This is a genomic window from Chelativorans multitrophicus (genome assembly GCF_011317445.1).
Taxonomy (GTDB): Bacteria; Pseudomonadota; Alphaproteobacteria; order Rhizobiales; family Rhizobiaceae; genus Chelativorans; species Chelativorans multitrophicus.
In genome coordinates this window covers 2,019,137-2,032,620 of record NZ_JAAAPL010000001.1, presented here as the reverse complement: position 1 = coordinate 2,032,620, position 13,484 = coordinate 2,019,137, and the positions used below count along the sequence as shown (strand labels likewise).

At 56.3% G+C, this 13,484-nt stretch carries 15 protein-coding genes; 4 read left to right on the top strand and 11 right to left on the bottom strand.

Annotated elements, in window-relative coordinates:
- Positions 1–117: 117 nt before the first annotated feature.
- From GNP00_RS09565 to GNP00_RS23875, 4 genes are all read left to right on the top strand, one after another.
- Entirely contained in the window at positions 118–702 is a 585-nt protein-coding gene (locus tag GNP00_RS09565; protein WP_011582087.1) for an HPF/RaiA family ribosome-associated protein, read from the top strand.
- A 165-nt stretch (positions 703–867) separates the two neighbouring features.
- Positions 868–1,671: a nucleotidyltransferase family protein gene (locus GNP00_RS09560; RefSeq protein ID WP_011582086.1), complete on the top strand. Its 804-nt coding sequence runs from the start codon at positions 868–870 to the stop codon at positions 1,669–1,671.
- On the top strand, positions 1,664–2,386 hold the full coding sequence (locus GNP00_RS09555; protein ID WP_011582085.1) for a metallophosphoesterase family protein: 723 nt from the start codon (positions 1,664–1,666) through the stop codon (positions 2,384–2,386). Before GNP00_RS09560 ends, GNP00_RS09555 begins: the two co-directional genes overlap by 8 nt.
- A 242-nt stretch (positions 2,387–2,628) precedes the next feature.
- Positions 2,629–3,996, top strand: a complete 1,368-nt coding sequence (locus tag GNP00_RS23875) for a DUF2793 domain-containing protein (RefSeq protein ID WP_011582084.1) — start codon at positions 2,629–2,631, stop codon at positions 3,994–3,996.
- Positions 3,997–4,003: 7 nt separating this feature from the next.
- On the opposite strand, the gene GNP00_RS09545 is transcribed toward GNP00_RS23875, so the two are convergent.
- The 11 genes from GNP00_RS09545 to GNP00_RS09495 form a co-directional block, all read right to left on the bottom strand.
- Positions 4,004–4,546, bottom strand: a complete 543-nt coding sequence (locus GNP00_RS09545) for a glycosyltransferase (protein WP_041544792.1) — start codon at positions 4,544–4,546, stop codon at positions 4,004–4,006.
- On the bottom strand, positions 4,429–5,202 hold the full coding sequence (locus tag GNP00_RS23870) for a glycosyltransferase (protein WP_166015958.1): 774 nt from the start codon (positions 5,200–5,202) through the stop codon (positions 4,429–4,431). The genes GNP00_RS09545 and GNP00_RS23870 overlap by 118 nt, the downstream gene beginning before the upstream one ends.
- Complete coding sequence (locus GNP00_RS09535) at positions 5,199–6,422, bottom strand: hypothetical protein (RefSeq protein WP_157038097.1); 1,224 nt, start codon at positions 6,420–6,422, stop codon at positions 5,199–5,201. Before GNP00_RS09535 ends, GNP00_RS23870 begins: the two co-directional genes overlap by 4 nt.
- Positions 6,423–6,426: 4 nt before the next feature.
- The gene (locus GNP00_RS23865) at positions 6,427–7,242 is read right to left on the bottom strand and encodes a sulfotransferase domain-containing protein (protein WP_425483013.1); all 816 of its coding nucleotides are present in this window, start codon (positions 7,240–7,242) and stop codon (positions 6,427–6,429) included.
- A 73-nt stretch (positions 7,243–7,315) separates the two neighbouring features.
- Complete coding sequence (gene rfbD / locus GNP00_RS09525) at positions 7,316–8,203, bottom strand: dTDP-4-dehydrorhamnose reductase (RefSeq protein ID WP_011582081.1); 888 nt, start codon at positions 8,201–8,203, stop codon at positions 7,316–7,318.
- Positions 8,200–9,258, bottom strand: coding sequence for a dTDP-glucose 4,6-dehydratase (gene rfbB, locus GNP00_RS09520; RefSeq protein WP_011582080.1), 1,059 nt, complete (start codon positions 9,256–9,258; stop codon positions 8,200–8,202). The genes rfbD and rfbB overlap by 4 nt, the downstream gene beginning before the upstream one ends.
- Entirely contained in the window at positions 9,255–9,824 is a 570-nt protein-coding gene (gene rfbC / locus GNP00_RS09515) for a dTDP-4-dehydrorhamnose 3,5-epimerase (protein ID WP_011582079.1), read from the bottom strand. The genes rfbB and rfbC overlap by 4 nt, the downstream gene beginning before the upstream one ends.
- The gene (gene rfbA, locus GNP00_RS09510) at positions 9,817–10,698 is read right to left on the bottom strand and encodes a glucose-1-phosphate thymidylyltransferase RfbA (protein ID WP_011582078.1); all 882 of its coding nucleotides are present in this window, start codon (positions 10,696–10,698) and stop codon (positions 9,817–9,819) included. The genes rfbC and rfbA overlap by 8 nt, the downstream gene beginning before the upstream one ends.
- A gap of 295 nt (positions 10,699–10,993) precedes the next feature.
- Positions 10,994–12,010 (bottom strand): glycosyltransferase family protein, encoded by a 1,017-nt coding sequence (locus tag GNP00_RS09505; protein ID WP_011582077.1) that lies wholly within the window; start codon positions 12,008–12,010, stop codon positions 10,994–10,996.
- A gap of 9 nt (positions 12,011–12,019) precedes the next feature.
- Positions 12,020–12,709, bottom strand: a complete 690-nt coding sequence (locus GNP00_RS09500; RefSeq protein ID WP_011582076.1) for an ABC transporter ATP-binding protein — start codon at positions 12,707–12,709, stop codon at positions 12,020–12,022.
- A gap of 2 nt (positions 12,710–12,711) precedes the next feature.
- On the bottom strand, positions 12,712–13,479 hold the full coding sequence (locus GNP00_RS09495; protein ID WP_011582075.1) for an ABC transporter permease: 768 nt from the start codon (positions 13,477–13,479) through the stop codon (positions 12,712–12,714).
- Positions 13,480–13,484: the final 5 nt, after the last annotated feature.

The window sequence follows — 13,484 nt, the reverse complement described above, 5'->3', positions numbered from 1 at the left end:
CTCTCTGTCTTCCTAACGTCCGCTACACCGGCTGGTTCCGGTGCCAGCCGGCATGGGAACAACCGCCACACTGCGGCGGTTAATGCGCAAGATGCCTGCGGCAGATGCGAGGTGAATATGCAAGTTCCGCTACAGATTGCGTTCCACAAAGCCGAAAAATCGGATTGGGCGGAACAGGAGATCCGCGCCAGAGTAGACAAACTGCAAACCTACCATGACCGGATCATCGGCTGCCGCGTGACAGTCGACCAAAGAGCACGCAACGTGGAAGGCACGCTGCCGCCGGTCGTGCGCATTGAGATAAGCCTTCCGGGAACCGCGCCAGTCATCGTGGCTTACGAGCCGGATCGGCTGCAACAGAAATACCAGTCACCGGATCTGGGCAATGCCATCAATGACGCCTTCAACCTGGCCGAACGGCGGCTTGCGCAGATCAAGGAAGCGCGCGACGGGCGCAACAAGGACGGGCATCACGATAGCCAGAGGCAGTTCCTTGGGCAGGTGGCGCAGCTTTACCCCAACGAGGACCACGGTTTCCTGCTCACGAATGAAGGCAGCAGCCTCTATTTTCACCGCAATTCACTGCTGCAAGGCGACTTCGACCAGCTGAAGGTCGGCGACGAAGTCCGCTACGTGGAAGAGGTTGGCGACACGGGGCCACTGGCCACGAAGGTCAGGGTGATTTCCAACAACAAGGCTTGATTTGATGGTTCGGAGCGCGCGCTGGGCGCGCGGCGGCGAACGCTTGCTTCTCTGCCCGCCCGCGAAGGGCTGGTTGCGCCTCCACGGGTTCCAAAAGCTCAAGGGCAGGTGGGAACCGCATACCGCGCCGGGGAATTGTCCTAGACGATCAACAGGATGACCGCGATGATCACAGAACCGGAAAGGTTCCTCCTGTCCGCCGCACCGCTGGAGGCCAGGGCAGAGCCCATCCTGGACAGCGCGGAGGCCGAGAGCTTCTATGGGGAAGCCATTGGCGAGCTGCGTGAAGCGGGCATACCCTTCATGGTGGCCGGCACTTTCGCGGTCGCCGCCTATACGGGCATTTCTCGCCTCACCAAGGACTTCGACATCTTCTGCAAGGCGGGCGACTGGCCGCGGCTGCTTTCGCATTTCAAGAGCCGTGGCTACGAGATTTCCATCCAGGATGAGCGCTGGCTCGGCAAGGTCAGCCGCGGGCCGATCTTCTTCGACGTGATCTTCGCTTCGTCGAACGGAACGACCCCGGTCTCGGACCTTTGGTTCGAGCATTCCTGCGAGACCAACCTGCTGGGTCATTCCGTGCGGCTGGTAGGGCCGACCGAACTGGTCTGGTCAAAGCTCTTCATCCAGAACCGCAACCGCTATGACGGCGCGGACGTGGCGCATCTCATTTTGCGCGCCCATGAGCGTATCGACTGGAGGCGCCTACTGCAGCACATGGAAGTGCATTGGGAGGTGTTGCTCATCCACCTTCTCAATTTCCGGTTTATCTATCCCAGCGAGCGTGGATGCGTTCCCGTATGGCTCATGGACGAGCTGCTCGACCGGCTTGCCCATCAACGCCAGCTTCCGCCGCCAGAGGCGCGGATCTGCCGCGGACGCATGTTTTCCAGCCTGGATTATGAGATCGCCGTGCGGGAATGGGGTTTTGCCGACAACGAGGAGATGGTGAGCGGAAGAGATGAATGAAACCAACTCCCATACGCGCATCGCCGCAATCGGCGATCTTCACGTGAAGGAAGATGCGACCATCTCCTACCGCCAGATGTTCAACGAGATCGCCCGCGAAGCCGATATCCTGGTGCTTGCGGGAGACCTTACCGACCTTGGAAAGCCCCGTGAGGCGGAGCTTCTGGCGGAGGATCTGCGTGGCTGCGGCGTGCCGATTGTGGGTGTGCTCGGCAATCACGACTATGAATGCGACTCGGTCGACGAGGTTGCCCGCATATTGCGGGAAGCGGGCGTGCATCTGCTCGACGGGCAGACGGTGGAACTGAAAGGCGTGGGCTTTGCCGGCGTGAAGGGTTTCGCCGGGGGATTCGGCAAGCGCATGCTCGCCTCCTTCGGCGAGCCGGCCATTAAGGCGATGGTGGGCGAATCCGTGAAGGAGGCCATGAAGCTGGAGAATGCGCTGCGGCAGGTGAGGGCGGAAAAGTCGCTCGCTATCCTTCATTACGCGCCCATCCTCGAGACGGTGGAAGGCGAACCGCCGGAAATCTATCCTTTTCTGGGCTCCGCTCGCCTGGGGGAGACGATCGATCGTTTCCAGGTGGGAGCGGTGGTGCACGGGCATGCGCATCATGGAGCCTATCAGGGCACGACTGCAGGGGGCGTGCCTGTCTACAATGTGGCTCGGCACATCGACAAACCAACCGGTCAGCCTTACGCAATTATCGAACTTTGAGACGGCTATTCAGGAGGGGACAGATTTTGGAAAATTCCCTCCAAGTGCTGCGTAACAGGCATACAGCCTGCCCGGCTGTTAAGGCGGATTTTGCTTTGAAAGCAGAATCTTAAGCCCGCGGTGCGCCCGCCACGCATCCCTCCGGGAAAGCTAGCTCATTCAGAAAAGACAGAGGTTTTATCCCCCTCCCTCGCCCTCATAGCAAAATGCGCGGCAGGTCAAGGCGCATGGAGGCGTGAGCGATGAGCGAAGAAACCCCAAATTTGAACCTCCCTTATATCCTGCCATCCCAGGCGCAGAAGCATGTGACGCATAACGAGGCCATTCGGGCGTTAGACGCGCTGGTGCAGATCGCAGTGCTTCAGCAAGGTCTGGAAACGCCGCCTTCCGCCCCCGCCGAAGGCGAACGGCATATCATAGGGGATGCGCCGACAGGCGCCTGGAGCGGGCAGGCGGGGCGGATCGCTGCATTTCAGGATGGGGCATGGGCGTTCTACGCGCCGCGCGCCGGGTGGCTGGCCTATGTTTCGTCTCAAGGCCAGATGGTCGTCCATGACGGTGTCGCGTGGCAGCCGGTGCGAAACAGGATTTCGGCAGACGACCTGCAAAACCTGGCGGGCGTGGGCATCAATGCGGCTTCGGACGCGGTGAACCGGCTGGCGGTGGCCGCGCCGGCCAGCCTGTTCAATCACGAGGGCGCCGGGCATCAAATGAAGGTGAACAAGAACGCTCCCGCCGATACGGCGAGCCTTTTGTTTCAGACCAATTGGTCCGGACGCGCCGAAATGGGACTTGCGGGGGATGATGATTTTTCCATCAAGGTGAGCGCCGACGGAGCCGCGTGGGCCACGGCGCTGACCGTGAGCCGGGCCAGCGGCGCGGTGGATGCACCCGCGGGCTTATCCATCGCGGGGAATGCGGCCTGGCATGCCGGAAATTTCTCGCCTGCATCAAAGCAGGATGCGCTTACCGACACGCGCATGGTCGAACTGTTCCAAACTGCGGCTAACGGTACCTTGCCCACGTATATCGACTTTCATACCGAAGCGGGGACGGACTATGACGCGCGGATCGTGCGCTGGAACAATAGCAACGGCACGAAGGCCGGCTGGTTCGAAATCGCAAACGGCGGCTCCGGCACGCTTTCCCTTACACCGGCCGGACCCAGTTGGAACGGCAGCCAGATCGCGCGCGACGGGTCTTCGCCGCAGTTTGGAAATCAGGTGCGGGTTTCTGGCGTAGCGCCCGCCTTTCTGCTCGTCGAGACTGATACGAACGTCTCCTCCCGCCTCGTCGCGGACGCGGGTGGGCTATACATTCAAGCTGCTGCACAATCGGGAAACGCCGGGATAATTCGCATCGCCGGCTGGGCAAACACAGACATTGGCGCTTTTCAAGTGCGCTATGACGGCGCATTCCGCAATATTCACCACGCTGGCGCGCCCATCACCTTGCGCAGCTATACGGTAGCGGAGATGCCAAGCGCCGCCGCTGCTGGGGCAGGTGCAATCATTTTCGTCACCGACGATGCGGATGGCCCGGTGCCGGCGTTTTCTGATGGCCTAGATTGGCGAAGAGTGAGCGACAGGGGCGCTATCGGCATAGCTTAAACAGGTACTAGTCACATAGCGATGCGTATAGCTCATTGTACTTGGATATCTGTGTTTCCCAAGTTGGGACCTTGTCCTTACAGGGATTGGAATAGATGCTCCAATTCACGGTTGAGATAGTCTTCACATGCGAATGTGCAGTCTCCATGTCAACAGCAAACGTGTCGAACTTATTTCCGTTGACACCATCTATAACGGCATCTGCTTGCCCGCCCCCATTTGATGTAAGAACCCACTTATTTCTAATGAGCGCTTCTCTCACCACGAGGCCATACGATTCAGGTATCCTAGATGGAGAAATCACTACATCGACGATGTTGTAAAAGTCCTCTACGGCACCATGGTCCACCGGTTTTATGAATTCAATTTTATTATCTCCAAATCCATCAACCAGGAAGCTATCTAAACTCCGTTTTCCATTCATATTCGATATTATTGCAAAACGGCAATGCTCGGGCGCTCTGAGCGCAATATCAATGACAATATCGATGCCTTTGTGAGCGGCATCCCCTCCGAGAAATCCAAAATACACCTCTTCCTTTTTTTCCATGGAACGCGTTTTGCCGGTCTCGGAACGTCGACTCCATTTTCGATTGTATGCACATTACTATTTACCATTCCGCTGCTCTCATAAAGATTCTTCATGAAAGTGGAGACGTGTACGACGGCATCGAAATTAGCATATAAGCTTTTCAAAATTTCCGCACGAGCTGTCATGTCAAATGCATTTGCGGTGCAATAAAGGCATGTACCGTGATCTATGTATTTTACTTGGCCGCAGAATATTTGATCCTCGTGCCATAAGAACTGCCTCTCACACAGCCACCAACTGTCATGGATGGTAACAATAGATTTTATACCAAGATTATTAACGGATTGCACCATCTCTATCCCCATTGTCTGTATAGAATGGAAATGGACGAGATCTTGCTTGTATTTCTGACAAATTCTCACGATGCATTCAGCTACTGTAGAATTCCTATGAAATGAAATATAGCTGCTCGGCTTGGAGATCGTTAAAACTACCGACGTTATATTATAATCTAAACCATGTTCCTCTATAGATATTGAGTTTCCATACTTAACCGAAAAAAGTATTATATTTGACTCTTTCTCTAATCCTTTGGCAATGCGTTCCGCGACTATGCTTCCGCCGCCAGTGAGATACGGTGAGAAGTGGACGTTAACAAACAAAATAGTTTTCATTGTAACAGGTCTTTTACATTTTTCGTGCATACATTCGGGAGGTAAATTCCTGACGCTGTAACTTTCTCAATTCTATCTCTAAAAGCGCCTCGAATGTCTTTGTAACTCTTCCATTTTGCGAGAGCTTCAAGGCAAAATTCTATGTCCCTACCCTTGTCATTTAAAATGTGAATAGAATCGCTGGCCCGAAGTTCCTCTTTCGCATACGTAGATTCTGGCGATTCTGAACATAGAACACTTGCTGAGAGAAGGAAGCTTTCCTGCATCCGAATTGCGCTCTTGCAGCGGTTAAATAAGTGATCAGCTAGCGGGATCACTGTTACGGGGAAGCGGGCCACGCGAAACAAGTGTGGTAGATAATTCAGCGCCGGAAGATTTCTTACGCGATCTTTGTAGTGGTTCAACCAGTCCATCTTGGGGGTCGGACCAGCTAAAGACAAAACAGCACCTTTGTTAATCCCAAACAGTTTTTCGAAAAACGATCGCACATTATTGAGGTCGTTCTCTACGCCAGAGGAAAGAGAGGTCATCAATATATTATCCGGAAGTTTTATATCCCAATCCTGGGTTGAGTAGTAGGTCGCAACCGATAAATGCTGATCATCCAGCGAGTTTCTCCAGATTACAACTTTTCCTGGCGAGTAACCCGAGGCTAGATCAGCTATAGGTTGGGTGGAGGCGCAGTAGACATGGGATTGGCGGAGCATCTCTTGGTAAAAGGGGACAGCCTTATAAAAGCTCGAGACCAATTGCGCTGATAAGCCCGCTAGGCCTGGATTCAGATCCAGGGCCTCCTCCGAAAAAATGGCATCGTCGATGTCAAGAATAACCTTTCCTCGTTCGGTGGCATACTTCATCATCTTGATAGTGCGCTCTGAAGGCTCAGGTCGCTGAAAAAGAAAATGGGAATAGCCATTAAGCTCTGAGGTAGACACTATTTCGTTTTCGGGAACTACCTCATATTGTATGTCCTCTCTCCGAAATGCCTCAATTTTCTGCTGAACTCTATAGCGGACACATTGGCGCAGATGTGGGTTGTAAATTATCAAAATAGATGGCTTGCTCTTCAGGTTTGGGAGCGGTAATCGATTAACGGCGTTTGCGTTGAATCTGGCGCTGACTAGTGCTCCCGCACGTGAAGCGCGCAAAATAGCTTTTCGATTACTCTCCCGTTTTAGAAATTTAGCGATAGTGATAGCGTTTAAGACGCGTCGATACACAGCTTCAATCCTGCCTAACACACCACGATGCTGGGAGCGTGCCCAACAGATTCCCTAGCTCTGCATAGATCGGTTCATACGTTACTCTTAACTTCTCAATGAGATCCCGGGAAAACTCCCTTTGCGGACCCTTGTTGATGGACTTGGATAGCGATTCTGAGTAATTTAGTTTTATCCCTAAAAAGCTAGAAAGATCTTTCGCAAAGGCCTCCTTGTCCGACATTACGTTCTCGAAAATGTAATATCTAAACTGATCTTTCGGAAATACAGATAGTATAGTTCGTACCGTTTCAGAGTAGCGCGACCTGGAGTATACGTCATTCTTTTGAGCGAAGCTTAATATCTCGGCATCTGATATGCGGTCGATGAGGGTGCCTTGTCCGGAGAACTGCAGCTGAAATTTCAGGTGAGATAATGTTCGTTGGACGGGGTCTCGCATGATAAACGTTATCCGCGTGTGCGGGTCGAACTTCCTCACGTGCTCCCAGCCGGAAATCGGCAGGTGACAATATGTGTTCGACAAGTCGGCAATATACCTAGCTTCGTCAGATTCCTGAAAGAGGTTATAGTACCAGTAATCGTTAATATCATTTCTTAGGTATAAGGAGAACCAACGAAATAGGTCGTAAATTTCTTTGTTGCTTGCGCTGTCAGACATAGATGATATGATTCGTTGGATGCGAGACTTTCGTGCCTCATGTCCGATGAGTTTATAATCTGTATGAAGATAGCTGAAATAGTCTATTTCTTTAACGGGCGAGGTAATGATTCGTTTGTTGCTTTTTAGGAGATGTAGGAGCCAGGTTGTCCCTGCCTTCATTGCGCCAGCATTGATGTAAAGTCGTGGCCTCATTGGTTAACCTCAGTACATCGGTTTTGTGGTATTTGGATGTTCAGTGTGCGCCCGAAGCTGCCCCTAAAAGTTCCACCACCGCCTCCCGCCAAGCGGGCGCGCGGTAGCCGAAGGCATCGGCGAAGCGGTCGCAGCACAGACGGGAGTTTCGGGGGCGGACGGCTTTCGTGGGATAGTCTTCCGTGGCGATCGGCGTCACGCGTGCGGAAGGTCCGCCGCGGCGGGCGCTTTCCTCAAAAATATGCGCGGCAAATTCATGCCAGCTGGCTTCGCCCGATCCTGCCAAGTGATAGGTCTTTCCCCAGCCTCGCGTTCCCTGCACCCGACGCGCTTCGGCCGCGGCAAGGATGCCGCCGGCAATATCGTGCGCGGATGTCGGATTGCCGATCTGGTCGCAGACTACGCGGATCTCGTCCCGCGCCTCGGCGAGCTTCAGCATGGTTTTCAGAAAATTCCGGCCATAGGGGCTGTAGACCCAGGCCGTGCGCAGGATCAGATGGTCCGGGTTTTGCTCCCGCACCGCCCTTTCGCCGGCGAGCTTGCTTGCGCCGTATACCGAAAGCGGGTTGACGGGATCTTCCTCGCGATAGGGGCGGGCAAGCGCGCCGTCGAACACATAATCGGTGGAGATGTGGATGAGTGGAATGCCGCGCGCGGCAGTGGCGCGCGCGATAAGGCCGGCGGCTGCGCCGTTGACGGCATGCGCAAGCTCAGGCTCGTCCTCCGCTTGGTCCACTGCCGTATAGGCGGCGGCATTGACGACGAGATCGGGCGCATGGCGGGCGATTGCCGGCGCGATGGTGCGCGGGTCGGCAAGGTCCAGCTCGGGCCGTGCGGCGAAATCCAGCGCAAGATGCGGATGCCGGGCGGCCCGGTCGAGCAGGCTGCGCGCTAGCTGACCGTTTTTCCCCGTAACCAGGATCTTCATGCCGCGCCCAGTCTTTCGCCCTGATAGGTTCCCATGCGGATCGGCTTCCACCACCAGGCGTTGGCAAGATACCAATCGATGGTTCTCGCCAGCCCGGTTTCGAAGCTCACCGAAGGTTTCCAGCCGAGTTCCCGGTCGATTTTGCTCGCATCTATGGCATAGCGCCGGTCGTGCCCCGGACGGTCATGCACGAAGACGATGAGGTCGCGGCGCGGCTTTCCCCCAGGGCGGGGGCGGCGCGTATCGAGCAGGTCGCATATCGTCTCAACCACGGCCAGGTTCGTACGCTCGGAATTGCCGCCGATGGCGTAGCTTTCCCCCACCCGACCGTGCCGGAATACCTGTTCCAGCGCGCGGGCGTGATCCTCGACAAAAAGCCAGTCGCGCACATTTTCGCCGCTGCCGTAAACCGGGAGCGGCTTTTCCTCGAGCGCGTTCAAAATTGTGAGCGGGATGAGCTTTTCGGGGAAATGGAAAGGACCGTAATTGTTGGAGCAGTTCGAAAGCACCACCGGCAGCCCGTAGGTGGCATGCCACGCGCGCACCAGGTGATCGGCCGCCGCCTTCGAGGCCGAGTAGGGCGAGGAAGGCGCATAAGGGGTGGTTTCGTCGAACTTCTTCGACGGATCGAAGGGAAGGTCGCCGAACACCTCGTCCGTCGAGACATGGTGGAAGCGGAAGCGCGCCCGGCGCTCTCCGTCGAGCGAGCGCCAGTAATCAAGGGCTGCCTCCAGCAGCCGGAAAGTGCCTACGATGTTCGCCTCAATAAACGCGGCCGGGCCATCTATGGAACGGTCCACATGGCTTTCGGCCGCCAGATGCATGATCCCGTCAATGGCGAAGCGGTCGAAAGTCTCGCGCATCTTGCGCATATCGCAAATGTCGGCGCGCACGAAATGATAGTTCGACTGCGTTTCGATTTCGCTGAGCGAGGTGCGATTGCCGGCATAGGTGAGCTTGTCGACATTGATCACGACATTGCCGCGGTTTGCCGCCAGCCGACGGCAAACGGCCGATCCGATAAAGCCCGCACCGCCCGTTACAAGTATCCTCATGCACCTTCTCCGTAGCGGAAGCCCGTTTCCACCTCGGCTAAATCGGGCGCGGCCCGATCCTTCCCGGAGAGAAGGGGCTTTATTTCTTTGGGCCAGGCAATGCCAATCGCCGGATCGTCAAAGCGGATCGCCTGATCATGTTCGCGGGAATAGAAGGCGCTGACCTTGTAAACGACCTCCGTGTCCGGTTCGAGCGTCATGAAGCCATGGGCGTAGCCCTTGGGAATGAAAAGCTGGTTCCACTTGCGGGAGGACAGTTCCACGCCAACCCAGCGGCCAAAGGTGGGCGATCCTGCGCGAATATCGACAGCGACATCGAGGATCGCCCCGCGCACGACACGGACGAGCTTGTCCTGCGCAAAAGGAGGTTTTTGAAAATGAAGTCCGCGAACGGTGCCCGGCACACTCGAAAGCGAGTGATTGTCCTGGACGAATTCGACCGCGATCCCGGCCTCCGCGAAAGCTTTCGCATTGTATGTCTCCGAGAAGAAACCCCGCTCGTCGGAAAATTTTTCCGGCAGGATTTCTTGAACGCCCTCAAGCTCCATGGTGCGAAACTCAGGCATTCTCGAGCTCCTGGGCACAGCGGATGACATAGGAGGCGTAGGCGTCGTTCTTCATCCGGCGCGCCCTGGCGATCGCTCCCTCGGGAGACAGCCAGCCCATATGCATCGCGATTTCCTCCGGGCAACAGATCTTGATGCCCTGGCGGTGCTCCATCGTACGCACGAAGGAGGCTGCCTCATGCAGACTGTCGGGTGTACCGGTATCGAGCCAGGCATAGCCTCTTCCCAGCCGCTCAACCGTCAGAGCGCCGCGCTTCAGGTAGGCCCTGTTCACGTCGGTTATCTCCAGTTCGCCGCGCGGGGAGGGCTTCACGTCGACGGCTATGTCGATGACATCATTGTCATAGAAGTAAAGTCCGGTGACCGCCCAGTCGGATTTGGGATTGCGCGGCTTTTCTTCGATTTCGGTCGCGAGCATCGTATCGGGATCGAAAGCAACCACGCCATAGCGCTGAGGGTCGGCCACGCGATAGGCAAAGATCGTCGCGCCGCTTGGCCTTGCAGCTGCTGCCCTGCACTTGGCCGCCAGTCCGCTGCCGTAAAAAACGTTATCGCCCAAAACGAGCGCGCAGGCGCTTGATCCGATGAAGGACCGGCCGATAACGAATGCTTCCGCGAGGCCATTGGGACTTGGCTGCTCCGCAAAAGTGAGCTCGATGCCGAAAGACCCCCCATCCCCCAGCAGCGTTCTGAATGCCGGCAGATCGTGCGGGGTGGAAATAACAAGAATTTCTCTTATCCCCGCCAACATCAGCACGCTGAGCGGGTAATAGATCATCGGTTTATCGTAGAGCGGCAACATCTGTTTGGATATGGCCGCCGTTATCGGATGCAGCCGCGTTCCGCTGCCGCCTGCAAGTATGATGCCCTTCATCCCCCACGCGCCCAAAGATCCATGGCCCGCGTTTCCCCTCGCAGGCCATGGTTACGCCAAAACATATACGAGCCTGCGGGAAATCAACCCACAGACACGACATCCAACATCTTCGGCGATCTTCTCGCCCCCGCCGGGAGTTCTTTTAACGGGATTACGGTTGCATGTAAAGAACCAAGTAGCGTTAAAGGTGCAGTTTATGCTCCTCCGGCCCTCCATGTTTGCAGGGCAATATCCAGTAGGCGCCATGCTTTGCTTTGGAGGATTTCAGAACGTTGCCGTTCCGAGAAACCAACTATCCCGAAGGGGCTTCAGGCAACCGTAATTGACGGTGCCAGAACTCACGAAGTTTCCAGGGGTCACCAAGTTCCTGCGCCAGCCGGCAATTGGCCGCGGAAATTCTTCGGACCAAGGCCCGGTCATTCTTTAGCCTGGTCAAAAGAGCGTACCAACCCTCGCCGTCGCATAGGAAGCCTGCCTGCGCCTTGCTGACAACCGCCGCGAAAGGGACTGTGGAACTGTATACTGGGGCTGCGCCGAAACAGGCGATCTCCAGGATCTTGTTGTGCGATCTTGCGCTGTTGAAGGCCGTCGGGAGCGCCGGCGCGAGCGCGACGTGGAAATGACGTTCGGCGAGTGTGGCCCGATAAGCCTGCCAGCTCTGTGGCGGGTTGTGTATGGCATTTGGAAGACGAAGTGAAACAGGCGCAAACTTGCCTAGAAATGTGTCGAGAAGACAATCCGGGTTCGCTCTCAGGAAGCTCGCGAGCGCGCCTTCAATGCTTCGCAAATCCGCCAGGTGCGATCGCGTCCCGACAAAAACAAGGCGCAGCCGCTCCTCATCATGGTGTTTGAGATCGGCGGGTGGGACTACCACACTCGGTTGAACGAGGATGGTGCCCTGTCCGAGCCGTTCTGCGAGAGGTTGCGACGAGGCATAGACCTTGACAGCTTTCTGAAGAAGCCACTTGGCATTCCCCATTGAAAGACGGCGCAGGCGCTCGCGATAACCACTCGGGAGGGAGGGGTCGTTGCTCCCCGCCCAAATATCGTCATCGAGCAGATAATAGAGCTTTGGCGGCGGCAGATCCGCCAGCCAACGTCGTGCGCCGGGGTCCCAGTCGCGCATGACCAGCATTTTCGGCTCACTCGGATCAGGCACATAAAAGACGTTGGGCGAAAGGGCCCAGATGCGAAATCTTATGTCCCCAGCGGCGCCGATCTCCTTGCGCATGCATTCCGCGAAGTAGATGGATGTGGTGGGCCGCTCCCGTGCTGCACTTGTGGTAAACCAGCGCGACAGGAAGACCACTGAAAAGCTCTAGCTCGAAAGGGGGGCCGGCTGCGCCGCAAGACGCGCCTTATTGGATGTTTCGTAGGCCCTGATGAGATCCCTCACGTCATCGAAATACCAAACACCCTCCGGAGAAATCAGAAGGCCGCACTGGCAGTATTCCAGGATCTGGTTCATGGCATGCGAGATCATGAAGATGCGGGCGTGAGGAAGTTTTTCCGTGAAGACTTTTCTCGACTTCCGCCGGAAGTTCTCGTCTCCCACCGCCGTTATCTCGTCTATAAGGTAGCAGTCAAAATCAATAGCCATGCTGAGGCCGAAGGCGAGGCGGGCCTTCATCCCGTTTGAATACGTCCTCACCGGTAAACTCAGCGATTTGCCGAGCTCGGCGAAGTCATGGACATAGTCGATGACCGCGTTGGTCTTCTGGCCATAGATCCGCGCAACAAAGCGGATGTTCTCGATGCCGGTCATCGAACCATTGAAGCCGCCGGCAAAGCCAAGTGGCCAGGAAACACGGCCATGCCGGACAATGCGGCCTTCGTCGGGTAACTCGGTACCGGCTATAAGCCGCATCAGTGTCGACTTGCCAGCGCCATTTGGGCCGAGGATGGCGACATTCTTGTCGCGCGGGAAACTGAAGCTCAAGCGATCGATCACCCGCTTCTTAACGCCCTTTGCCGTATAGGATTTGGAGATATTGATGAGATCGATCATTCTCAATTTCTCCGGCTGCGGGTGAGGCGCTCTCCGGCAAGCCCGGTGAAGACGAGGCAAAGGGCGATGCCGACCAGATATGTCTTATCGAGCACCCGGCTGTCGTAGTTGGCGTAATAGCCGTTCCTCAGCCACTCGATTGCGTGCAGCACTGGATTCCAGGCCACCCATTCCCTGGCGCTCGCGGGAAGCGCGCTTGGAACGTAGAAGACCCCCGATATGAATATCAAAGGACGTGTGAGGATTTTCTCCACGTGCCGCCAGCTATCCAGAAGCGAAACGATCACGGCATTCGTCGCCCCGAAGCCGAAACCGAAGATCAAGGTGACAGCGAAGGCTTCCATCAAGGCCATGGGGTGGGCTGGCGGTCCCGCCATGTCGAGCGCGATGAGAGTGCAGAAGAAAAGGCCCATGATCAACGCGTAAGTGGCGCCGATCAGGGTCGCCCGCGCAAAGAGGAAATCCGCTCCCTTGAGGAGCGGGTAGGCCATGAGCGCCCGATTTGCCTCGAAGGCTGTCATCAATGAGGCGGAAAGCTTGTTGAAGAACTCCAGCGTCAAAATACCCGTGGCGAAGAACAGAGCGAGGCTGGCGCCGAAAGGCGGATGCCGGCCGACCGCGGAAAACAGAAGGACCAGAAGCATGGTGCCGGCGGCGGGCACGATAATCGCCCATAGATAGCCAATCTGGGAGGTGCCGAAGGTCGCGCGCGTCTCGCGCAACACGAGCGCTGCGATAACGCGAACCTGGGTGGTGAGCGAGGCCTCCATAACGC